This window comes from Streptomyces sparsogenes, from assembly GCF_001704635.1.
Taxonomy (GTDB): domain Bacteria; phylum Actinomycetota; class Actinomycetes; order Streptomycetales; family Streptomycetaceae; genus Streptomyces; species Streptomyces sparsogenes.
This window is the reverse complement of sequence record NZ_MAXF01000129.1, coordinates 20,217-42,860: the sequence shown is the minus strand read 5'-3', so window position 1 is coordinate 42,860 and position 22,644 is coordinate 20,217. Positions and strand designations below refer to the sequence as shown.

20 protein-coding genes are annotated in these 22,644 nt (G+C 72.0%); 3 read left to right on the top strand and 17 right to left on the bottom strand.

The window, feature by feature from the left end:
- Positions 1 to 149: 149 nt before the first annotated feature.
- Positions 150 to 1,412 (bottom strand): histidine--tRNA ligase, encoded by a 1,263-nt coding sequence (hisS, locus tag BBH68_RS26750; protein ID WP_065966143.1) that lies wholly within the window; start codon positions 1,410 to 1,412, stop codon positions 150 to 152.
- Positions 1,413 to 1,425: 13 nt separating this feature from the next.
- A complete protein-coding gene (locus tag BBH68_RS26745) occupies positions 1,426 to 2,142 on the bottom strand; it encodes an MBL fold metallo-hydrolase (protein ID WP_065966141.1) in 717 nt (238 codons plus the stop codon).
- Positions 2,143 to 2,288: 146 nt separating this feature from the next.
- Here BBH68_RS26745 and BBH68_RS26740 point away from each other — a divergent pair, with 146 nt between their 5' ends.
- Positions 2,289 to 3,164, top strand: coding sequence for a peptidylprolyl isomerase (locus BBH68_RS26740; protein WP_065966139.1), 876 nt, complete (start codon positions 2,289 to 2,291; stop codon positions 3,162 to 3,164).
- A gap of 211 nt (positions 3,165 to 3,375) precedes the next feature.
- A complete protein-coding gene (locus tag BBH68_RS26735; RefSeq protein WP_065966135.1) occupies positions 3,376 to 4,605 on the top strand; it encodes a DUF349 domain-containing protein in 1,230 nt (409 codons plus the stop codon).
- A 158-nt stretch (positions 4,606 to 4,763) separates the two neighbouring features.
- Here BBH68_RS26735 and BBH68_RS26730 read toward each other — a convergent pair whose 3' ends face one another.
- The 15 genes from BBH68_RS26730 to pgsA form a co-directional block, all read right to left on the bottom strand.
- Positions 4,764 to 7,268 carry a RelA/SpoT family protein gene (locus BBH68_RS26730; protein ID WP_065966134.1) on the bottom strand — a complete coding sequence of 835 codons (2,505 nt, stop codon included), beginning with the start codon at positions 7,266 to 7,268 and terminating at the stop codon, positions 4,764 to 4,766.
- Positions 7,269 to 7,468: 200 nt separating this feature from the next.
- Complete coding sequence (locus BBH68_RS26725; RefSeq protein ID WP_065966133.1) at positions 7,469 to 8,050, bottom strand: adenine phosphoribosyltransferase; 582 nt, start codon at positions 8,048 to 8,050, stop codon at positions 7,469 to 7,471.
- Entirely contained in the window at positions 8,047 to 9,180 is a 1,134-nt protein-coding gene (gene secF / locus BBH68_RS26720; RefSeq protein ID WP_065966132.1) for a protein translocase subunit SecF, read from the bottom strand. Before secF ends, BBH68_RS26725 begins: the two co-directional genes overlap by 4 nt.
- A gap of 1 nt (position 9,181) precedes the next feature.
- The gene (gene secD / locus BBH68_RS26715) at positions 9,182 to 11,002 is read right to left on the bottom strand and encodes a protein translocase subunit SecD (protein ID WP_065966130.1); all 1,821 of its coding nucleotides are present in this window, start codon (positions 11,000 to 11,002) and stop codon (positions 9,182 to 9,184) included.
- A 148-nt stretch (positions 11,003 to 11,150) separates the two neighbouring features.
- On the bottom strand, positions 11,151 to 11,606 hold the full coding sequence (yajC, locus tag BBH68_RS26710) for a preprotein translocase subunit YajC (RefSeq protein WP_065966128.1): 456 nt from the start codon (positions 11,604 to 11,606) through the stop codon (positions 11,151 to 11,153).
- A gap of 197 nt (positions 11,607 to 11,803) precedes the next feature.
- Positions 11,804 to 12,883, bottom strand: coding sequence for a Holliday junction branch migration DNA helicase RuvB (gene ruvB, locus BBH68_RS26705; protein WP_065966126.1), 1,080 nt, complete (start codon positions 12,881 to 12,883; stop codon positions 11,804 to 11,806).
- A gap of 82 nt (positions 12,884 to 12,965) precedes the next feature.
- The gene (gene ruvA / locus BBH68_RS26700) at positions 12,966 to 13,577 is read right to left on the bottom strand and encodes a Holliday junction branch migration protein RuvA (protein ID WP_065966124.1); all 612 of its coding nucleotides are present in this window, start codon (positions 13,575 to 13,577) and stop codon (positions 12,966 to 12,968) included.
- Positions 13,574 to 14,107: a crossover junction endodeoxyribonuclease RuvC gene (ruvC, locus tag BBH68_RS26695; RefSeq protein ID WP_065966123.1), complete on the bottom strand. Its 534-nt coding sequence runs from the start codon at positions 14,105 to 14,107 to the stop codon at positions 13,574 to 13,576. The genes ruvA and ruvC overlap by 4 nt, the downstream gene beginning before the upstream one ends.
- Positions 14,108 to 14,224: 117 nt before the next feature.
- Complete coding sequence (locus BBH68_RS26690) at positions 14,225 to 14,977, bottom strand: YebC/PmpR family DNA-binding transcriptional regulator (protein WP_065966121.1); 753 nt, start codon at positions 14,975 to 14,977, stop codon at positions 14,225 to 14,227.
- Between the two features lie 62 nt (positions 14,978 to 15,039).
- Complete coding sequence (gene pdxT / locus BBH68_RS26685) at positions 15,040 to 15,621, bottom strand: pyridoxal 5'-phosphate synthase glutaminase subunit PdxT (protein WP_065966119.1); 582 nt, start codon at positions 15,619 to 15,621, stop codon at positions 15,040 to 15,042.
- A 97-nt stretch (positions 15,622 to 15,718) separates the two neighbouring features.
- Positions 15,719 to 16,633 carry a pyridoxal 5'-phosphate synthase lyase subunit PdxS gene (pdxS, locus tag BBH68_RS26680; RefSeq protein WP_065966117.1) on the bottom strand — a complete coding sequence of 305 codons (915 nt, stop codon included), beginning with the start codon at positions 16,631 to 16,633 and terminating at the stop codon, positions 15,719 to 15,721.
- 125 nt (positions 16,634 to 16,758) lie between these two features.
- Positions 16,759 to 17,298 carry a hypothetical protein gene (locus BBH68_RS26675; RefSeq protein ID WP_065966115.1) on the bottom strand — a complete coding sequence of 180 codons (540 nt, stop codon included), beginning with the start codon at positions 17,296 to 17,298 and terminating at the stop codon, positions 16,759 to 16,761.
- Between the two features lie 142 nt (positions 17,299 to 17,440).
- Positions 17,441 to 18,613, bottom strand: a complete 1,173-nt coding sequence (locus BBH68_RS26670; protein WP_065966114.1) for a glycosyltransferase family 4 protein — start codon at positions 18,611 to 18,613, stop codon at positions 17,441 to 17,443.
- Positions 18,610 to 19,548, bottom strand: a complete 939-nt coding sequence (locus tag BBH68_RS26665; protein ID WP_065966112.1) for a phosphatidylinositol mannoside acyltransferase — start codon at positions 19,546 to 19,548, stop codon at positions 18,610 to 18,612. The genes BBH68_RS26670 and BBH68_RS26665 overlap by 4 nt, the downstream gene beginning before the upstream one ends.
- Positions 19,545 to 20,213 carry a phosphatidylinositol phosphate synthase gene (pgsA, locus tag BBH68_RS26660; RefSeq protein ID WP_065966110.1) on the bottom strand — a complete coding sequence of 223 codons (669 nt, stop codon included), beginning with the start codon at positions 20,211 to 20,213 and terminating at the stop codon, positions 19,545 to 19,547. The genes BBH68_RS26665 and pgsA overlap by 4 nt, the downstream gene beginning before the upstream one ends.
- Positions 20,214 to 20,404: 191 nt before the next feature.
- On the opposite strand from pgsA, the gene BBH68_RS26655 reads away from it, so the two are divergent.
- Positions 20,405 to 22,606 carry an elongation factor G-like protein EF-G2 gene (locus BBH68_RS26655; protein WP_065966108.1) on the top strand — a complete coding sequence of 734 codons (2,202 nt, stop codon included), beginning with the start codon at positions 20,405 to 20,407 and terminating at the stop codon, positions 22,604 to 22,606.
- Positions 22,607 to 22,644 lie beyond the last annotated feature (38 nt).

Sequence of the window (22,644 nt, the reverse complement as noted above, 5' to 3'; positions counted from 1 at the left end):
GGTGGTCACGGCGGTCCCGGATCGCCGGAGTGAATCCGCCCCCGCCGGATTGACGGCGGGGGCGGATAGGGGACTGCGCGGGCGGGGGTCAGCCGCGGCGGACGCGGACCCGGGCGGGGGCGCCGAGGCGGACGCGGACCCGGGCGGGGTCAGCCGAGGCGGGCGCGGACCGCTTCGACGACGCCGTCCAGCGGGACCGGCGTCTGCTCCCCGGACTCCAGGTCCTTCAGCTGGACCACGCCCTCCTCGAGGTCCCGCTCCCCCGCGATGACCGCGAGCCGCGCACCGCTCCGGTTCGCGGCCTTCATCGCCGCCTTCACACCCTTGCCGCCGTACGCGAAGTCGGTGGCGACGCCCGCCCGGCGCAGCGCGGCGACCGTGCCGAACAGCACCTTGCGCGCCTCCTCGCCGAGCGGCACGGCGAACACGCTGGTGGCGGGGGGCAGGTCCAGCTCGATGCCCTCGGCCTCCAGGGCCAGCACCGTGCGGTCCACGCCGAGCGCCCAGCCCACCGAGGGCAGCGCCGGCCCGCCGATCATCTCGGAGAGGCCGTCGTAGCGGCCGCCGCCGCCGACCGCGGACTGCGAGCCGAGCCCGTCGTGGACGAACTCGAAGGTGGTGCGGGTGTAGTAGTCGAGGCCGCGCACCAGCTTGGGGTCGTCCTCGAAGGCCACGCCCTCGGCGGTCAGCAGCTCCCGCACCTGCTCGTGGTACCGCTTGCACTCCTCGCACAGGTGGTCGCCGAGCACCGGCGCGCCGACGAGCTGCTTCTGCACCGCCTCGCGCTTGTCGTCGAGGACCCGCAGCGGGTTGATCTCGATCCGGCGCCGGGTGTCCTCGTCGAGGTCGAGCGCGCGCAGGAAGTCCTGGAGGGCGGCCCGGTAGGCGGGGCGGCAGGCGGCGTCGCCCAGCGAGTTCAGCAGGATCCGGAAGTTCCGCAGCCCCAGCGAGCGGTACGCGTCGTGGGCCAGGATGATCAGCTCGGCATCGAGCGCCGGGTCCTCGGCGCCGATCGCCTCCGCGCCGACCTGCGAGAAGTGGCGGTAGCGGCCCTTCTGGGGGCGCTCGTAGCGGTAGTACGAGCCGGAGTACCAGAGCTTGACCGGCAGGTTCCCGGCCTTGTGGAGGTTGGCCTCCAGCGCCGCGCGCAGTACGGAGGCGGTGCCCTCGGGGCGCAGCGCGAGCTGGTCGCCGCCCTTGGTGGTGAGGGTGTACATCTCCTTGGTGACGATGTCGGTGGACTCGCCGACACCGCGCGCGAACAGCTCGACGTTCTCGAAGCCGGGCGTCTCGACGTAGCCGTAGCCGGACCGCTTGAGCGGGGCGGCGATGGCGTCGCGCACCGCGAGGTAGGCCGCGGAGGCCGGCGGGATCAGGTCATAGGTGCCCCGGGGGGCCTTGAAGGTGCTCACGGAAGGTCTCTCGTCACATTCCTCGTCGCGGAGCCGGCGCCGGGGCGCCGTCTCCGAGGCCGTCGGCCACCTGCCGCAGGAACGGGTTGGTGGCGCGCTCGCGGCCGATGCTGGTCTGGGGGCCGTGGCCGGACAGCACCACGGTCGAGTCGTCGAGCGGCAGGACCACACGGGCCAGGGACTCGAGGATCTCGGCGTGGTCGCCGCCGGGCAGATCGGTGCGTCCGATGGAGCCGGCGAAGAGCAGGTCGCCCGAGAAGAAGACGGACGGGATGTCCGCCCGCTCGGGCAGCCGGAAGGTCACCGACCCCTTGGTATGGCCCGGGGCGTGCGCGACGGAGAACTCGAGACCGGCCAGCTCCAGCCGCGCGCCGTCGGTCAGCTCCTTGAGGTCGTCCGGCTCGCCCACGGTCAGCTCGCCCAGGAGCGGCAGCCCGATGGAGCGCCCGAAGGCCTTCGCCGGGTCGCTCATCATGTAGCGGTCGGCCGGGTGGATCCAGGCCGGTACGTCATGGGCGCCGCAGACCGGGACCACCGAGGCGACGTGGTCGAGGTGGCCGTGGGTGAGGACGACGGCGACGGGCTTGAGCCGATGCTTGGCGAGTGTCTCCTCGACTCCCTGGGCCGCCTGGTGGCCCGGGTCGATGATCACGCACTCCTCACCGGCGGCGGGGGCGACCAGGTAGCAGTTGGTCCCCCAGGCCCCGGCGGGGAACCCGGCAATGAGCACGATCGTCCTTAAGAGTCGCTGGCAGAAGTTTGGAAGTTTGGCCGTTCAGAGCCTACCGGCGGCGCTCCCGCCATAGCGAACCCGTATACGGTACGGCCGAGTCATCACACACGACAGCGACGGCCCACGATGAGGGAGACGACCCGGTGGTCAGTAACGAGCAGCGGCGGCGGCAGCTCGCACGGGAGAAGTACCTTCGGCAGCAGCAGCGCCGGGAGACCGCCCGGCACAAGCGCCGCCGCCGCAATGTGGTGATCGCCTCCACGCTGGCCGTGGTCCTGGCGGCGGGCGGGGTGGTGACCGCCGTGAGCGCCCTGTCCGGCGGCGACGGCAAGAAGGAGTCCGACAAGGCCGCCGAGCCCACGATGCCCACGCCCTCCCCCACCCCCACCACCAAGGCGCCGGACCCCTGCGCCAAGGGGGCCAAGGCGGCCGGGAAGCAGAAGCCGAAGACCATGTCGTGGAAGAAGGAGCCGGACGTCACCATCGACAAGTCGGCCACCTACGCCATGAAGCTGGAGACCACCTGCGGTGACATGACCGTCACCATGGACGCGGCCAAGGCCCCGCACACCGTGAACTCCTTCGCGTTCCTGGCCGGAAAGGGCTACTTCGACCACACCAAGTGCCACCGGCTGACGAACCAGGGGATCTTCGTGCTGCAGTGCGGCGACCCGAAGGCCACCGGCATGGGCGGCCCCGGCTACACCATCCCGGACGAGAACCTGAAGGACTCCAGGATCAAGGGCAACACGTACCCGGCCGGCACGGTCGCGATGGCCAACCAGTTCGACCCGCAGACCAACAAGGGCAAGAACAGCGGCGGCAGCCAGTTCTTCCTGGTCTACAAGGACAGCCAGCTCCCGCCGTACTACACGCCCTTCGGCATTCTCGACAAGGACAGCATGAAGGTCCTGACGAAGATCGGGAACGCGGGCGCGACGGCGCCGGACCCGCAGACCGGGAACACCGCTCCGAACGCCACCGTGCTGATCAACAAGGCCACGGTCACCAAGTCCTGACGGCTCCGGCGCGCGTACTGCGAAATTTCGGTCGCGCAGGATACGGACAGCCGGGCCGCCGGTCGCCTATGTTGGCGTTGTACAGGGTGCTTGCCTCCGTCGGCGCACCCTGCCGCGAGACCGGTCAGGGTGGCTCCCGGCCGGCCGTAAGAAACTGTGGACGATGCCCGCGGGCCGCGCGCCCGCCCCGGCATCATGTGGAGGAGGCGCTGTGAGCAGCGAGCCTTGGGGCCGCGTCGACGAGACGGGGACCGTGTACGTGCGTACGGCCGACGGCGAGCAGGTCGTCGGATCGTGGCAGGCGGGATCTCCTGAAGAGGCCCTCGCCTACTTCGAGCGCAAGTACGAGGGCCTGGTCGTCGAGATCGGCCTCCTCGAGCGCCGGGTCCGGACCACGGACCTGTCGGCCAAGGACGCGACGGCTGCCATCGAGCACATCCGCCGGCAGGTCGACGAGCACCATGTGGTCGGTGACCTGGAGGCGCTCAGGAAGCGGCTCGACAAGCTCGCCGGCGATGTCGAGGCGCGCCGGGAGGAGCGCCGCGCGGCCAAGGCGGTGCAGGCCGACGAGGCCCGGCGGGCCAAGGAGGCGCTGGTCGCCGAGGCCGAGGAGCTGGCCGCCAGCGAGCAGTGGCGAGCGGCCGGGGAGCGGCTGCGCGCGCTGGTCGACACCTGGAAGGGCCTGCCGCGCCTGGACCGCCGGACCGACGACGAGCTGTGGCACCGCTTCTCGCACGCCCGCTCGGCGTTCTCCAAGCGGCGCAAGGCGCACTTCGCGGCGCTGGACGCGCAGCGCGAGACTGCCCGGCAGGCCAAGGAGAAGCTGGTCGCCGAGGCCGAGTCGCTGTCCGACTCCACCGACTGGGGTCCGACCGCCGCGCGCTACCGGGAGCTGATGGCCGAGTGGAAGGCGGCCGGGCGCGCCCAGCGCGAGGCCGAGGACGACCTGTGGAACCGCTTCCGCGGCGCTCAGGATGTCTTCTTCCAGGCCCGCAGCGCGGTGTTCGCGGAGCGCGACGCGGAGCAGCGGGAGAATCTGACCCGCAAGGAGGAGCTGGTCGCCGAGGCGGAGAAGCTGCTTCCGATCTCCGATCTGAAGGCGGCGCGGGCGGCCTTCCGCTCGGTCAACGAGCGCTGGGAGGCCATCGGCCATGTGCCGCGGGACGCCCGGCCGCGGATCGAGGGCCGGCTGCACGCGGTGGAGCGCGCCATCCAGGAGGCCGAGGAGGCCGAGTGGCGGCGTACGAACCCCGAGGCGCGGGCCCGCGCCCAGGGGCTGACCGGTCAGCTCCAGGACGCCGTGGACAAGCTCCGCGGGCAGATCGACGCGGCGCGCGCGGCCGGCAACAACGCCAAGGCCGACAAGCTCGCCAAGGAGCTGGAGGGCCGGCAGGCGCTGCTGGACCAGGCGCTCAAGGGCCTGGAGGAGTTCGGCGGCTGAGGCACCTCTTTGCGGCTAAGCCGCCGCCGCTCTCGCGGAGGTGGTTACTCGCCGTCGGGGTTCCTCAATTGATGGCTGATGAACCACACACGGCAGCGGCCCCCGGCGCATCGATCGCGCCGGGGGCCGTGCCATGCGGCTGTGTGTCTCAGCGTGGCTCAGCGCTGGCGGGCCGAGGTCACCCGGTACACGTCGTAGACGCCCTCGACGCCCCGTACGGCCTTCAGGACGTGGCCCAGGTGCTTGGGGTCGCCCATTTCGAAGGTGAAGCGCGAGGTGGCCACCCGGTCGCGGGAGGTCTGCACGGCGGCGGACAGGATGTTGACGTGCTGGTCGGACAGCACGCGGGTGACATCGGACAGCAGCCGGGACCGGTCCAGGGCCTCGACCTGGATGGCGACCAGGAAGACGGAGGACTGGGTGGGCGCCCACTCGACGTCGAGCATCCGCTCCGGCTGCTGGGAGAGCGAGTCGACGTTGACGCAGTCCGCGCGGTGCACGGAGACGCCGTTGCCGCGGGTGACGAAGCCGATGATGGGGTCCCCGGGCACGGGCGTACAGCAGCGGGCCAGCTTGACCCACACGTCGTCGACGCCCTTGACGACGACGCCCGGGTCGGCGCTGGAGCGGCGCTTGCGGCGGTCCCGGATCGGCGGCGCGGTCTCGGCGATGTCCTCGTTGGCGGCCTCCTCGCCGCCGAGGGCCTGCACCAGCTTGCCGACGACGTTCTGCGCGGAGACATGGCCCTCGCCGATGGCCGCGTACAGCGAGGAGATGTCGGGGTAGCGCATCTCGTGGGCGAGGGTGACCAGCGAGTCGCCCGTGAGGATCCGCTGGATCGGCAGGTTCTGCTTGCGCATGGCCCGCACGATGGCGTCCTTGCCCTGCTCGATGGCCTCGTCGCGGCGCTCCTTGGAGAACCAGGCGCGGATCTTGTTGCGGGCGCGCGGGGACTTGACGAAGCCCAGCCAGTCCCGGGACGGGCCGGCGCCGGTCGCCTTGGAGGTGAAGACCTCCACCAGGTCGCCGTTGTCGAGGGTGGACTCCAGCGGCACCAGCCGCCCGTTGACCCGGGCCCCTATGGTGCGGTGGCCGACCTCGGTGTGCACGGCGTACGCGAAGTCCACCGGGGTGGCCCCGGCCGGCAGCGCTATGACGTCGCCCTTGGGCGTGAAGACGAAGACCTCGTTGCGCGACAGGTCGAAGCGCAGCGACTCCAGGAACTCGCTGGGGTCCTCGGTCTCCTTCTGCCAGTCCAGCAGCTGCCGCAGCCACGCCATGTCGTTGATGGCGTCGTCCTTGCCGGCCTTGCGGGGGACGTCGGTGCGCACCTTGGAGGCGCCCGCGACGGCCTCCTGCTTGTACTTCCAGTGCGCGGCGATGCCGTACTCGGCGCGGCGGTGCATGTCGAAGGTGCGGATCTGCAGCTCGACCGGCTTGCCGCTGGGCCCGATGACCGTCGTGTGCAGCGACTGGTACATGTTGAACTTGGGCATCGCGATGTAGTCCTTGAACCGCCCGGGCACCGGGTTCCACCGCGCGTGGATGGTCCCGAGCGCCGCGTAGCAGTCGCGGACGGTGTCGACGAGCACCCGGATGCCCACCAGGTCGTAGATCTCGGCGAAGTCGCGGCCGCGCACGATCATCTTCTGGTAGACCGAGTAGTAGTGCTTCGGGCGGCCGGTGACGGTCGCCTTGATGCGGGCCGCGCGCAGATCGCCCTGGACCTGGTCGGTGACGACGGCGAGGTACTCGTCGCGCTTGGGGGCCCGCTCGGCGACCAGGCGCACGATTTCGTCGTACATCTTGGGGTAGAGGATCGCGAAGGCCAGGTCCTCCAGCTCCCACTTGATGGTGTTCATGCCCAGGCGGTGGGCGAGCGGGGCGTAGATCTCCAGCGTCTCGCGGGCCTTCTTCTCCTGCTTCTCCCGCTTCAGGTAGCGCATGGTGCGCATGTTGTGCAGGCGGTCGGCGAGCTTGATGACCAGGACGCGGGGGTCCTTGGCCATGGCGACGACCATCTTGCGCACGGTCTCGGCCTGGGCCGCCTCGCCGAACTTGACCTTGTCCAGCTTGGTGACGCCGTCCACGAGGAGGGCCACCTGGTCGCCGAAGTCACGCCGCAGGGTGTCCAGGCCGTACTCGGTGTCCTCGACGGTGTCGTGCAGCAGGCCGGCCATCAAGGTGGCCGGATCCATACCCAGCTCGGCCAGGATGGTGGTCACGGCGAGCGGGTGGGTGATGTACGGATCGCCGCTCTTGCGCTTCTGGCCGCGGTGCCAGCGCTCGGCGACCTGGTACGCGCGCTCGATCTGGCGCAGCGTCGAGGCGTCGGCCTTGGGGTCGTTGCCGCGCACGATGCGCAGCAGCGGCTCCAGGACCGGGTTGTACGGGCTGGAGCGCTGCACGCCGAGGCGGGCGAGGCGGGCGCGGACCCGGTTGGAGGAGCCGCCCCGGGGGGCGGGGTTCTGCAGGGGGCGGGGGGCCGGCGCGGCGGACCGTGTGCCGCTGCCGCGCTCCGCCGGTGGCCGGGCCGCGGAGGGCTCCGGCCGGGGGCCCGCCTCACGGCTGTTCTTGGGCACCTCGGGGGCCGCCGTGGTCTCGGCGACGGCGGTCGGCTCTGCCGGTTGCGCGGCGGAGAGCGGCTGGGCCTCGTCTGGCAAGAGCACTCCTCAGGCGGTCCGGGCCTCAAAGAGGTCGGGGTGCCATGGTATCGATCCCGCCACTCCACTTGCCTCCCGACCGCTCGCGGCCCCTGTCACGCCCGAGGGCGGGAGCCGGATCGTTCCGGCTCCCGCCCTCGGGATGATCGGCTCACACCATGATCCGGCTCAGACCGTGATCGGGTCGGAGCCGGATTCGCTCAGACCGTGATCAGGGCCTCCAGCGGGGCGCTGTCGAGCGTGGGGAGGAGGCGGCCGCGGCCTTCGAGGAAGCCGAGCTCCAGCAGCACCGCGACCCCGGCGACCTCGGCCCCCGCGCGGCGGATGAGCCGCAGCGACGCCTCGGCGGTGCCGCCGGTGGCGAGCACGTCGTCGATGACCAGGACCCGGTCGCCGGGCTCCAGCGCGTCGGCGTGGATCTCGATCTCCGCGGTGCCGTACTCCAGCTCGTACGCCTGGCCCAGGGTCGCCCCGGGGAGCTTGCCCGCCTTGCGCACGGGGACGAAGCCGATCCCGGCGCGCACGGCGGCCGGGGCGGCCAGGATGAAGCCGCGCGCCTCCAGGCCCACCACCTTGGTGGCGCGGTGCTTGACGCACAGCTCGGCGAGCGCGTGGGTGAGCGCGCCGAAGGCGGCGGCGTCGGCGAGCAGCGGGGTGATGTCCTTGAACGTCACCCCCGGCTTCGGATAGTCCGGCACGTCCAGGATCCGGCTGAGCAGCAGCCCGCGCAGTTCCTCGCCGTCGAGCCCGCCGATCCCCGCGGTCGTCGTCGCGGCGCTCATCGGCGCTTCCCCGACGGTCGGCCGCGGCCCCGGCCGCGGGAGGCGGGCTGGCGGCGCTGGCCGGCGCCCGCGGCCGCGGGGGTGGGCTGGTCGCCGTCCTCGGCGGCCGACGGGTCGGGGTCCTCCGACGCCTGTCCGGTGCCGGCGTCGGCCTTGGCGGCCTCGGCGGCGCGCTTGGCGCGCACCCGCTTGGCCAGGGCCTTCATCTGCGGGTCGCGCTCCTTGAGGTCGGCCACCAGCGGGGTGGCGATGAAGATCGAGGAGTACGCGCCGGCGGCGAGGCCGACGAACAGCGCCAGCGAGATGTCGTTGAGCATGCCCGCGCCCAGCGCACCGCCGCCGATGAACAGCAGCGCGCCGACCGGCAGCAGCGCCACGACCGTGGTGTTGATGGAGCGCACCAGGGTCGAGTTGAGGCTGCGGTTGGCGATCTCGCTGTAGGTGAAGCGGGTCTGCTTGGTGAGGTCCTTCGACGCTTCCTTGAGACCGTCGAAGACGACGACGGTGTCGTAGAGCGAGTAACCGAGGATGGTCAGCAGACCGATCACGGTGCCGGGGGTGACCTCGAAGCCGACCAGCGCGTAGACCCCGACCGTGATGGTGAGGTCATGGATCAGCGCGATCAGGGCGGCCGCGGCCATGCGCCACTCGAAGGCGATGGCGAGATAGATCACCACCAGGACCATGAAGATCGCCAGGCCTTGCCAGGCCTTGCTGGCGATCTCCTCACCCCAGCTCGGGCCGACCAGCTGGGTGTCGATCTTGCTGGTCTGGACATCCAGCTCCTTGGCGAGCTTCTCCTGGACCGGCAGCGCCTCCTTGGTGCCCAGCTCGCTGATCTGGATCCGCAGGCCACCACGGCCGAGCTCCTGGACGACCGCGGTGTGGCCACCGGACGCCGACTCCGCCACATGGCGCGCCTCGGAGGCCGACACGCTGGTCTTGGGGGTGGTGAAGACCGCGCCGCCGGAGAACTCGATGCCCATGTTGAGCCCGCGCACCGCCAGGCCCACGATGGCCGTGATGGTGATCAGTATCGAGATGCCGTACCAGATCTTCCGCTTGCCGACGAAGTCGTAGCCGACCTCGCCTCGGTACAGCCTGGCGCCGAGAGTGCCGAGTCGCGACATCTCACGCCTCCTTCGGGTCGGCGGGGGCGGGCGGGGTGGTGCGGCGGCCGCGGCGCAGCGGCGGCTTGGCGCCCAGGCGCCTCGGGTCCAGGCCGGACCACGGGTGACCGCTCGCGAAGAACTTGCGCCGGGCGAGGATCGTCATCAGCGGCTTGGTGAACAGGAACACCACCACGATGTCCAGCAGCGTGGTGAGGCCCAGGGTGAAGGCGAAGCCCTGCACCTTGCCGACCGTGACGATGTAGAGCACCGCGGCCGCGAGGAAGGACACGAAGTCGGACACCAGGATGGTGCGCCGGGCCCGGGGCCAGCCGCGCTCCACGGCCGGGCGCAGCGAGCGGCCCTCGCGGATCTCGTCCCTTATGCGCTCGAAGTACACGATGAAGGAGTCGGCCGTGATGCCGATCGCGACGATCGCGCCACAGACGGCCGGCAGGTTCAGCGCGAAGCCGATGCCCGGGCCGAGCAGCACCATGATCGTGTACGTCAGGACGGCGGAGACCCCGAGGCTCGCGATGGCGACCAGCGCCAGACCCCGGTAGTACACCACCAGGTAGAGGACCACGAGCGCCAGGCCGATGGCGCCGGCGACGAGGCCGGCCTGCAGCTGCTCGCCGCCGAGCGCGGCGGAGACGGTGGTCTCGTCCGCGATGTCGAACGACAGCGGCAGCGCGCCGTAGGACAGCACGTTGGCCAGGTCGGCGGTGTTCTTCTGGTCGAAGTCAGGGCCGGAGATCTGGGCCCGGCCGCCGACGATGGACTCGTCGACCCGCGGGTCGGAGTAGACCTCGCCGTCCAGGACGATCGCGAACTGGTTCTGCGGCGGCTGCTGCGTGGCCAGCTCGCCGGTCACCTTGGCCCACTTCTTGCCACCCGAGCCGGTGAAGTTGAGCTGGACGATCCAGCCCCCGCCGCCCTGGCTGTCGTAGACGGAGGCGGCGTCCTTGACGTCGGTGCCCTCCACCTCGGACGGGCCGAGGATGAACTTCCGCGAGCCGTCGCGGTCACAGGCCACGATGGAGTCGCTGGGCTTGGCGGCGGCGGCCTTCTCCCGCGCCTTGGCGCGGTCCGCGGGGGTGGTGCACACCAGGTCCGCGAGCTGCTTGTTCAGATCGTCGGCCTTGGAGGAGTCGCTCTTCGGGGTCTTGGGCGCCTTGGGGCTCTGCGAGGCGCTCGGGCTCTGCGTGGCGCTGGGGCTCTGCGTGGCGGTCGGCGTCTTGTCGGCCTTCAGGCCCTCGGAGACGGCCCGCCCCTGGCTGCTGCCGGACGCGCTCGGGCTGCTCGACCCGCTGGGGGTCGAGGAGGCGGTCGGGGTGCCCGACGCCTTGCCCTTCTCGTCGCCCTTGCCCTTGTCGTTCTTGCCCTTGCCGCTCTCGGTCGCCGAGGGCGTGGGGGTGGGCTCGGTCTTCTTGCCGTCCGTGTAGGTCACCACGGGGCGGAAGTAGAGCTGGGCGGTGGTGCCGACCTGCTGACGGGCCTGTTTCGCGTTCATCCCCTTGGGGATGTTCACGATGATGTGCTTGTCGCCCTGCGTCTGGACTTCGGCCTCGGTCACACCCAGACCGTTGACCCGCCGCTCGATGATGTTGACGGCGGTGTTCATGTTGTCCGAGTTGATCGCGTTGGGCTTACCCGGTTGGTTCTTGGCCTCCAGCGTGAAGCTGGTGCCGCCTGCCAGGTCGATGCCCAGCCGTGGCTTGGTGTGACCGGAGATGAACATCCCCGCGGTGAGCGCCACGATGGCGACCAGGATCGCGACCAGGGCGCGCCCGGGCCTGCCCTGTGACCCGGAGGACCTGCGGCCCTTCTTCGGTGCTGCCACCTTCTCGTAATCTCCCTGTCCAACCGCCCCGCATCGGGTGTGCGCCGGGCGGCCACGAAGTCTTGTGGGACGAGCCCCCGCCGGAGCCTAACCGCCCGGGAACCGCGGCGCGCCGAGCGGTGGCGCGCCGCGGTTCCCGGCACGGGTGCTACTTGGCGTCGGCGTCGCCGTCCCGCTTGTCCTCCTTCGGCGCGTCGGCCGCGGCCGCCGGCTTGGTGAGGTCGGTCTTCTTGTCCTCGTCCGCCGCCTCGGCGTCGGCCGTCTCGCCCTCGGCCCCGGTGAGCGAGGAGGCGTCGTCGGGGACGACAGGGGTGTCGTCGGCGTCGGGGTCGATGCCGTGCACGATCCGGTTGTACTCGGCGTCCTCGAGGACGGCTCCCACCGCGTTCTTCGCGTAGAAGGCGTGGACGCCGGGAGCGACCTCCAGGAGGACCGTGTCCTCGTGGACCTCCTTGACCGTGGCGTACATACCGCCGATGGTCCGCACGCCGGTGCCGGGCCCCATCTGGTCACGCATCTGCGCGGCCTGGCGCTGCTTGTTCTTGGCCGATCGGGTCATCAGGAACATGGCCCCGATGAGCACGATGAACGGCAGGAGAGTCATATACACGGGACGGAAATTCCTTCACATGACCGCGGGGAGGCGGCCTGGACTATGGGGTGGTCATGCCGCACCGGACCCGGACACGGCATACGGACGGCATCGGCGGAGTCTAAGCGAGCCCGCGCCTATGGAACAACGCCCGGCACGGCCCGGGGGTTCCTGACCCGACCATTATCGGCTATCGGCCGCCTTCCGCCTCAGCCCTCGAAGAGTCCCCGCTGGGCCCCGGCCCCGCCCTGCTGCGGCGGGGTCAGCCCCAGATGGGTCCAGGCCGCGGGGGTGGCCACCCGGCCCCGGGGGGTGCGGGCCAGCAGTCCTTCCCGTACCAGGAAGGGCTCGGCGACCTCCTCCACCGTCTCACGCTCCTCCCCCACCGCGACGGCCAGGGTGGACAGGCCCACCGGGCCCCCGCCGAACAGCTTGAGCAGGGCGGTCAGCACCGCGCGGTCCAGCCGGTCCAGGCCGCGGCCGTCCACGTCGTACACGTCCAGGGCGCGGGCCGCGATCTCTCGGGTGATCACGCCGTCCGCCTTGACCTGGGCGTAGTCGCGCACCCGGCGCAGCAGGCGGTTGGCGATGCGCGGGGTGCCCCGGGAGCGGCCGGCGATCTCGCCCGCGCCCTCCGGCTCGATGAACACGTCCAGCAGCCCGGCGGAGCGGTGGATGACGCGCTCCAGTTCGGCCGGGGCGTAGAACTCCATGTGGCCGGTGAAGCCGAAGCGGTCGCGCAGCGGGGGCGGCAGCAATCCGGCCCGGGTGGTGGCGCCCACCAGGGTGAACGGCGGCAGCTCCAGGGGGATGGCGGTGGCGCCGGGGCCCTTGCCGACGATCACATCGACGCGGAAGTCCTCCATCGCCATGTAGAGCATCTCCTCGGCGGGCCGCGACATGCGGTGGATCTCGTCGAGGAAGAGCACCTCGCCCTCGGTGAGCGAGGACAGGATCGCGGCGAGGTCGCCCGCGTGCTGGATGGCGGGGCCCGAGGTGATCCGGATGGGGGCACCCATCTCGGCCGCGATGATCATCGACAGGGTGGTCTTGCCGAGGCCGGGCGCGCCGGACAGCAGTACGTGGTCGGCCGTGCCGCCGCGCTGCCGGGCAGCCTTGAGGACCAGGTCGAGCTGGACGCGGACGCGCTCCTGGCCGACGAACTCCCCCAGGTCCTTGGGGCGCAGCGCGGCCTCGACCGCCTGGTCCTCGCCGTCGGCGTCGGCGCCCACCAGCCGCCCGGAGCGGGCGTCGTCGGCGGTGGCCGGTGCGGTCTCGTCCCAGTTCACGGAAAGTCTCGCCTCGCGATGTCGTATCGGGCAGTGCGGCCGGGCGCGCGGGGAGGTCGCCGGCCCGGGTCGGGGCCGGCGGTCAGCGGGCCCGGTTCAGGGTCTGGAGTGCGGCCCGCAGCAGCTGCGGCACCTGGGGGCTGCCGCCGTCGGCCAGGGCGGCCTCGGCCTGCGGGGCGACGGCCGCGACCGCGTCCTCGGCCTCCCGGGGCGCGTAGCCGAGGCCGACGAGGGCCGCGTGCAGCTGGTCGCTCCAGCCGGGGGCGGCGGCGGCCGCGGCGGGGCGGCCCACCGGCTCGCCGAGCCGGTCCTTGAGCTCGAGCAGCAGCCGCTGGGCGCCCTTCTTGCCGATGCCCGGGACCGTGGTCAGCGCCTTCTCGTCGCCGGTGGCGACGGCCAGCCGCAGCGCGTCGGGCGAGTGGACGGCCAGCATGGCCTGGGCGAGGCGGGGGCCGACGCCGCTGGCGGTCTGGAGCAGCTCGAAGACCTGGCGCTCGTCGTCGTCCGCGAAGCCGTAGAGGGTGAGCGAGTCCTCGCGGACCACGAGGGAGGTGGCGAGCCGGGCCGGCTGGCCGACGCGCAGTCCGGACAGCGTGGTCGGAGTGCACTGCACGGCCATGCCGACGCCGCCGACCTCGACGACGGCGGTGTCCGGGCCGACGGCCGCGACCGGGCCGGAGACGAACGCGATCATGAGATACGGCCTTTCGTGGTGCGGTGGGCGGCGACGGCCTGCTGGAGCCGGTTCATCGCGGGCGCCCGCCAGATGTGGCAGATGGCGAGCGCCAGCGCGTCGGCGGCGTCGGCCGGTTTCGGTGGGGCGTCCAGCCGCAGCAGCCGGGTGACCATCGAGCCGACCTGCACCTTGTCCGCGCGGCCGGTCCCGGTCACGGCCGCCTTGACCTCGCTGGGCGTGTGGAGGGCGACCGGCAGCCCGCGGCGGGCGGCACAGAGCATCGCGACCGCGCTCGCCTGCGCGGTGCCCATGACCGTCCGCACGTTGTGCTGGCTGAACACCCGCTCCACCGCCACGAATTCGGGCCGGTGGGTCTCCAGCCACTCCTCCAGGCCGCGCTCGATGAGGACGAGCCGGTCACCGATCGGGGCGTCCGCCGGAGTCCGTACGACCCCGACCCCCAGCATGCGCAGCGGCCGGCCCGCGACCCCCTCGACCACGCCGACGCCGCACCGGGTCAGCCCCGGATCCACGCCCAGCACCCGCACCGCGCCCTCCCCATCGCCGCATTCGATCACCTGCCCGGCAGCGTATCCGGCGCCACTGACAGCGACGGGCCGGTGGGGTTGTGTGTCCCCGCCGGCCCGTGTGCCGCTGTCCCTGCCTCAGGCGTCCACCTTGGCCATGACCTCGTCGGAGACGTCGAAGTTGGCGAAGACGTTCTGCACGTCGTCGCTGTCCTCCAGCGCGTCGATCAGCTTGAAGATCTTCCGCGCCGCCTCCTCCTCCAGCTGGACCTGCATGGTGGGAACGAAGTTCGCCTCGGCCGAGTCGTAGTCGATGCCCTCCTTCTGGAGCGCGGTGCGCACCGCGACCAAGTCGGTGGCCTCGCTGATCACCTCGAAGGACTCGCCCAGGTCGTTGACCTCCTCGGCGCCCGCGTCCAGGACCGCGGCCAGCACGTCGTCCTCGGTCAGCTCACCCTTGGGGACGATCACCACGCCCTTGCGGTTGAAGAGGTACGAGACGGAACCCGGGTCCGCCATGGACCCGCCGTTGCGCGTCATGGCGACGCGCACGTCGGAGGCGGCGCGGTTGCGGTTGTCGGTCAGGCACTCGATGAGCACCGCGACGCCGTTCGGCCCGTAGCCCTCGTACATGATCGTCTCGTAGTCGGCGCCACCCGCCTCGAGCCCCGCGCCGCGCTTGACCGCGCTGTCGATGTTCTTGTTCGGCACGGACTGCTTCTTCGCCTTCTGGATGGCGTCGAAGAGGGTGGGGTTGCCGTCGGGGTCCGCGCCGCCTGTGCGGGCGGCGACCTCGATGTTCTTGATGAGCTTGGCGAAGAGCTTGCCGCGCTTGGCGTCGATCACGGCCTTCTTGTGCTTCGTCGTAGCCCATTTAGAGTGGCCGGACATCCGCCTGTCTCCTTCGCGTAACCCATTGCTGCACGAACGCCTGAGATCCTACCGGGACCGCGTCAGCCCGCGGCCCGTACCAGGTCGACAAACAGCGCGTGTACCCGGTGGTCGCCGGTCAGTTCGGGGTGGAACGAGGTCGCGAGGACATTTCCCTGCCGCACGGCCACGGCGTGGTCCCCGTACGTCGCGAGCACCTCGACGCCCGCGCCCACGGACTCGACCCACGGCGCCCGGATGAAGACGCCCTCCACCGGGCCGCCCTCGACGCCCGCGACGTCGACCGCGGCCTCGAAGGACTCGTTCTGGCGGCCGAAGGCGTTACGGCGCACGGTCATGTCGATGCCGCCGAGGGTCTCCTGGTCGTCCCGGCCGTCGAGGATCTTGTCCGCGACCATGATCATGCCCGCGCAGGTGCCGTACACCGGCATCCCGGTGCGCACCCGCTCCCGCAGCGGCTCCAGCATCCCGAAGACGACGGCGAGCTTGGACATGGTGGTGGACTCCCCGCCGGGGATCACCAGGCCGTGCACCTCGGCGAGTTCCTCGGCGCGGCGGACCGGCCGGGCCTCGGCACCGGCCGCGGCGAGCGCGGCGAGGTGTTCGCGGACATCGCCCTGGAGGGCGAGTACTCCGATGGACATAGGACCTCTCGGGACAGAACGGGAAACGGGTGGACGGCCCGAGTGGACCGTCCACCGGGGAGGCGGCTTGCCGACGGGCCGGGGACCGGCCCGGCCGTCACCAGCCGCGGTTGGCGTAGCGCTCGCCCTCGGGCAGGGTGTCGCAGTTGATGCCGACCATGGCCTCGCCCAGGTTGCGGGAGACATCCGCGATGACCTTGGGGTCGTCGTAGAAGGTGGTGGCCTTCACGATCGCGGCGGCGCGCTTGGCCGGGTCGCCGGACTTGAAGATGCCGGAGCCCACGAAGACGCCCTCGGCGCCGAGCTGGCGCATCAGCGCGGCGTCGGCCGGGGTGGCCACGCCACCGGCGGAGAACAGCACGACCGGCAGCTTGCCGAGCTCGGCGACCTCCTTGACCAGCTCGTACGGGGCGCGCAGCTCCTTGGCCGCGGCGTACAGCTCGTGGTTGTCCAGGCCCCTGAGCCGGGCGATCTCGCCCTTGATCTGGCGCAGGTGGCGCACCGCCTCGACGACGTTGCCGGTGCCGGCCTCGCCCTTGGAGCGGATCATCGCCGCGCCCTCGGCGATGCGGCGCAGGGCCTCGCCCAGGTTGGTGGCGCCACACACGAACGGGGTGGTGAAGGACCACTTGTCGCTGTGGTTGACCTCGTCGGCGGGGGTGAGGACCTCGGACTCGTCGATGTAGTCGACGCCGAGGGCCTGCAGCACCTGGGCCTCGACGAAGTGGCCGATCCGGGACTTGGCCATGACCGGGATGGAGACCGCGTTGATGATCCCCTCGATCATGTCCGGGTCGGACATGCGGGCCACGCCACCGTCCTTGCGGATGTCGGCGGGAACGCGCTCGAGGGCCATGACCGCGACGGCGCCCGCGTCCTCGGCGATCTTCGCTTCCTCCGGCGTGACGACGTCCATGATCACGCCGCCCTTGAGCTGCTCGGCCATGCCGCGCTTGACGCGCGCGGTGCCGGTCTCCGGGGTCTGGGGCGTGCTGGCGGGCGTGATGGACACGGTTTGACCTCACTCGATGATGAAAAGTGCGATGAGCCCATCGTAGGGCCGTTCGATACACAAAAGCCGTCCGGGTCCTCACCCGACAAGGGCCAATCGAGGTCCGGTGGCTCCAGACGGGCCTCTCAGACCGTCCGGGCCGCGAGCGCCGCCGGGGGCTCGTCGTCCATCTCGAAGGCCATCGGGAACGGCGCGTGGCCCGCGAGCCGGAACCAGCGCACCGTGCGGTGCCGGCGCAGCGCCCGCGCCGCCCGCACCGCGTCGTTGTGGAACCGCCGGGCCATCGGCACCCGCCGCACGGCCTCCGTCAGCTCGCCCAGCGCCGCCTCACCCCCCGGCGCCTCCTGGACCGCCTCGACCTGGGCGCTCTCCGCGAACACCGCGCGCAGCGCCTGGCTCAGCTCGCTCTCGGCGACCTCGCGCTGCTCCTCCTCCGCCTGCCGCGCCGCGTGCGCGGCCTGGTACAGCACGATGGAGGCCGCCGGATCGAGCACCCCGGCGGTGGCCAGCTCCTGGGCGACCGAGGCCCGGCGCAGCAGCTGCGCGTCGAGCGCCGCCCGCGCCGCGTCCAGCCGGCTGTGCAGCCGGTCCAGCCGCCCGGCGGTCCAGCTCAGGTAGACGGCGATGAGGACCAGGGCGGCCGCGATCCAGATCAAAGTGGTCACGCCGCGCCACGCTACCGCCTACGCCCGCCGCCCCCGCCCCATCCGGCACCGGCCGGGGCCCGGCTCCGGGCCTGGTCCGGGCCCGGCCCCGGACCTGGTCGCGGGCCCGGCCCCGGACCTAGTCGCGGGCCCGACCCCGTACCTAGTCGCGGGCCTGGTCGCGGGCCAGGCCCAGCCGGGCCCACAGGCCGGCGCGCTCGTCGGCGGCCACCGAGGCCGCCCCGTCCGTCACCGTCTCGTACACCGCGAGGATGTCCGCCCCGACCGTCTCCCAGTCGAAGCGCCGCACATGCCGGCTGCCCCGCTCCCGCAGCTCCGCGCGCCGCCCGGGGTCGCCCAGCAGCCGGATCGCGGCCCCCGCCAGCGCCTCCGCGTCCTCATTGGCGAACAGCTCTCCGGCCGCTCCCCCGTCGAGCACCTGCGCGAACGCGTCCAGGTCGCTGGCCAGCACGGCGGCGCCCGCCGACAGGGCCTCGACGAGGATGATGCCGAAGCTCTCCCCGCCCGTGTTCGGCGCGACGTACACATCCACGCTGCGCAGCAGCCGCGCCTTGTCCTCGTCGCTCACCATGCCGAGGAACTCCACCCGGCCGCGCAGCTCCTCGGGCAGCGTGGCCACAGCCTCCTTCTCGTCGCCGCGCCCGGCGACCAGCAGCCGGGCCCCGGGCCGGGCCGCGAAGATCTCCGGCAGGGCCCGCATCAGCACCGGCAGGCCCTTACGGGGCTCGTCGATGCGGCCGATGAAGCCGAGGGTCTCCCCCTCCCACTCCGGCTTGGGCCGGGCGTCGGCGAAGAAGCGCACATCGACGCCGTTGGGGATGACGACCGCGTCCCCGCCCAGGTGCTCGACCAGCGTCCGCCTCGCGTACTCGCTCACCGCGATCCGGGCGCTGATCTTCTCCAGCGCGGGTTGCAGGATCGGATACGCGGCGATCATCGCCCGGGAACGGGGGTTCGAGGTGTGAAAGGTCGCGACGATGGGACCCTGCGCCGCCCAGCAGGCGAGCAGGCCGAGCGAGGGCGAGGCGGGCTCATGGATGTGGATCACGTCGAACCCGCCCTCGTGCAGCCAGCGCCGCACGCGCGCCGCCGAGAGGAAGCCGAAGTTGAGCCGCGCCACCGAGCCGTTGTAGGGCACCGGCACGGCGCGCCCCGCGGAGACGACGTACGGCGGCAGCGGCGTCTCGTCGTCCGCCGGAGCCAGCACGGAGACGCCGTGTCCGAGCCGGATGAGGTGCTCGGCCAGGTCGCGGATGTGGAACTGGACGCCCCCGGGGACATCCCACGAGTACGGGCAGACGATCCCGATCCTCACCGTTTCTCCGTTCCGGAGCTGTCGTCGGCGTCCGCGGCACCGCCGGGACGTGGTTCGAGATCCGCCAGCCAGAGCCGCTGCAGCATGTGCCAGTCCTGCGGGTGCTCGGCGATCCCCGCGGCGAACACGTCGGCGAGCTCCTGCGTCATGGCCGCGGCCTGCTCCGCGCGGGTACCGGCCGTGGGGACCTCGATCGGCGGGTGCACCCGGCCCCGCATCACCGGGGACGCGTCGTACCAGAGGGTGACCGGCAGCAGCAGCGCCCCCGTCCTCGCCGCCAGTATGGCGGGCCCGGCGGGCATCTTGGCCGCCTCTCCGAAGAACTTCACCTCGACGCCCGACGCCGACAGGTCCCGGTCCGCGACCAGGCACACCAGCCCGCCCTCCCGCAGCCGGCGCGCCAGCGTCCCGAAGGCGCTTCCGCCGGTGTGCGGCAGCACCTCCATGCCCAGGCCCTCCCGGTAGGCCACGAAGCGGTCGTACAGCGACTCGGGCTTGAGCCGCTCCGCGACCGTGGTGAACGGCACCCCGAGCTCGGTGGTGACCCAGGCGCCGGCCAGGTCCCAGTTGGCCATGTGGGGCAGCGCCAGCACGACCCCGCGGCCACTGGCCAGACCGTCGGTGAGGTGGTGCAGGCCCTCGGGGGCGAAGCCGCCGCGGACCCGCTGCTCGCTCCACGCCGGCAGCCGGAAGGACTCCATCCAGTAGCGCAGATACGAGCGCATCCCGGCCCGGGACAGCTCGGCCAGGCGCCGCGCGGAGGCGTCCGGGACGACGCGGGCGTAATTGGACTCCAGGCGCAGCACCCCCTTGCCGCGCCGCTTCCACGCCACATCGGCGATGCGCCGGCCGAGCGCCGTGGCGACGGGTTCGGGGAGCTTCTTGACCGTGCTCCAGCCGACCCCGTACAGCGCGTCGGCCAGCTTCTCGCTCACCGCCCCTCGCCCCCCTGGACCACCGCCCGGTCGGCGGCGTCGGCCTCGGCCGCCTCACGCCGCACGGTCACCACGCGCTGCACCAGGGTCACCGCGCTGCCGAGGGCCACGATCCACAGGGCGATCGGCAGCAGGACCTCGATGTGCGGCACGCCGAACTTGTGCAGCCCGGAGAAGCCGCAGGCGACCAGCGAGATCACCAGCCGCTCGGCGCGCTCGACCAGCCCGTTGACATTGACCGGCAGCCCGATGCTCTCGCCCCTGGCCTTGGTGTACGACACGACCTGGCCGCTGGCCAGGCAGAAGATCGTCACCGCGCACAGCGCGTTGTCGTCGCCGCGCCCCGCGTACCACAGCGCGAGACCACCGAAGATCGCGCCGTCGGCGACCCGGTCCAGCGTGGAGTCCAGGAACGCGCCCCAGCGGCTCGAGCGCCCGAGCTGCCGCGCCATGTTGCCGTCGACCAGGTCGGAGAAGACGAAGAGGGTGATGACGACGGTGCCCCAGAAGAACTCGCCCCGCGGATAGAAGACCAGTGCGCCCGCGACCACACCGCCGGTCCCGGCGAGGGTCACCGCGTCTGGGCTGACCCCCAGGCGGATGAGCAGGGCGGCGAACGGGGTGAGAACACGCGTGAAGAATGCACGCGCGTACTTGTTCAGCATGGCCTTCCCGGGGGGTCGAAACGGGCCGGGTGGTCAACAGGCCACCGGCTGGCCCATCGTAGCCACGCCCCGGGAGCGGCGGCGCGCGCCTCGGACCAATGCGGGCAGACACCCGGATGTGCGACGTATGGACGCACCATGACCTCGGTGGAAAGCTCGAAGTATCGCAGGTGTCGACCTGGAGGCGAGACATGGGCGACAAGACGAGCACGCAATCAGGGGCCGCCGGCAGGGCAGCGACGGCCGACCGGCCCAGCTCCGTGCGGAACGTGGTGCTGGTCGGCCACAGCGGGTCCGGAAAGACGACGCTGGTGGAGGCCCTCGCGCTGGCGACCGGAGCGATCAACCGGCCGGGCCGGGTCGAGGACGGGGGCTGTCTGTCCGACTACGACGAGATCGAGCACCGGCAGCAGCGCTCGGTCCAGCTGTCCCTCGTCCCCGTCGCATGGGGCGGGGTGAAGATCAACCTACTGGACACCCCGGGGTACGCCGACTTCGTCGGGGAGCTGAGGGCCGGTCTGCGGGCGGCGGACGCGGCCCTCTTCGTCGTCTCGGCGTCCCAGGACGCCGTGGGCATCGCCGGCGCGACCCGCATGGTGTGGGACGAGTGCGCGGCGGTCGGGATGCCGCGCGCCCTGGTCATCACGCACCTGGAGGCGGCGCGCGCCTCCTTCGAGGAGATGACGGAGCTGTGCCGGGAGACCTTCGGCGGCGAGGACCCCGACGCGGTGCTGCCGCTCTACCTGCCGCTGCGCGGTGAGCCCACCCCGGACGGCCACGCTCCCGTGACCGGCCTGATCGGCCTGCTCTCGCAGCGGGTGTACGACTACGCCTCGGGCGTACGGACCGAGGCGGCGCCCTCGCCCGACCAACTGCCGCTGATCGAGGAGGCCCGCAACCGGCTGATCGAGGGGATCATCTCCGAGAGCGAGGACGAGACCCTCATGGACCGCTACCTCGGCGGCGAGGAGATCGACCTCAAGACGCTCATCGGGGACCTGGAGAAGGCCGTGGCACGCGGCTCCTTCCACCCGGTGCTGGCGGCGGCGCCCGCCGCCGAGGGCTCCAAGCAGGGCTTGGGCACCACCGAGCTGCTCGAGCTGATCACCGGCGGCTTCCCGACCCCCCTGGAACGGGAGGCGCCCACCGTCACCACCCCGGAGGGCAAGCCCTGCCCGCGGCTGACCTGCGACCCCGAGGGCCCGCTGGCCGCCGAGGTCGTCAAGACCTCCTCGGACCCGTATGTCGGCCGGATCTCGCTGGTGCGGGTCTTCTCCGGAACGCTGCGCCCGGACGAGACCGTGCATGTGTCCGGGCACGGGCTGGAGGACCGCGGCCACGAGGACCACGACGTGGACGAGCGGGTGGGCGCCCTGACCACGCCCTTCGGCAAGGCGCAGCACATGCTGAACCAGGCCATCGCGGGCGATCTGGCGTGCGTGGCCAAGCTGAGCCGTGCCGAGACCGGGGACACCCTCTCGGCCAGGGACCGGCCGCTGCTCATGGAGCCCTGGGAGATGCCCGATCCGCTGCTGCCCGTCGCGATCCGGGCGCACAGCAAGGCGGACGAGGACAAGCTGTCGCAGGGGCTCGGGCGGCTGGTCGCCGAGGACCCGACGATGCGCCTGGAGCAGAACCAGGACACCCACCAGGTGGTGCTGTGGTGCCTGGGCGAGGCCCATATGGACGTCGCGCTGGAGCGGCTGCGCTCCCGGTACGGCGTGCAGGTGGACGCGGAGCCGTACCGGGTGTCGCTGCGCGAGACGTTCGGCGCCAGGTCGGCCGGGCGCGGGCGGCACGTCAAGCAGTCGGGCGGGCACGGACAGTACGCGATCTGCGAGATCGAGGTGGAGCCGCTGCCCGAGGGCTCCGGCATCGAGTTCGTGGACAAGGTCGTCGGCGGGGCGGTGCCCCGGCAGTTCATCCCGTCGGTGGAGAAGGGCGTGCGCGCGCAGGCGGCGCGGGGGGTGGCCGCGGGCTATCCCCTGGTCGATGTGCGGGTGACCCTGCTGGACGGCAAGGCGCACTCGGTGGACTCCTCCGACGCCGCCTTCCAGACGGCGGGCGCGCTGGCGCTGCGGGAGGCGGCCGCCGACACCCGGATCCACCTGCTGGAGCCGGTGGTCGAGGTGTCGGTGCTGGTGGCCGACGAGTACGTCGGGGCGGTGATGAGTGATCTGTCGGGGCGGCGCGGCCGGGTCGTGGGCACCGAGCAGTCGGGCGGCGGCCAGACCCTGATCCGGGCCGAGGTGCCGGAGATCGAGATCGGCCGGTACGCGGTCGACCTGCGGTCGCTGTCGCACGGCACCGGGCGGTTCAGCCGCTCGTACGCCCGGCACGAGCCGATGCCCGCACAGCTGGCCGACCGGATCCGGGAACAGGCCGAGGCCTGAGCCCCGTTCGCCGGGCGCCCGCCCCAACTCGCGTGGGG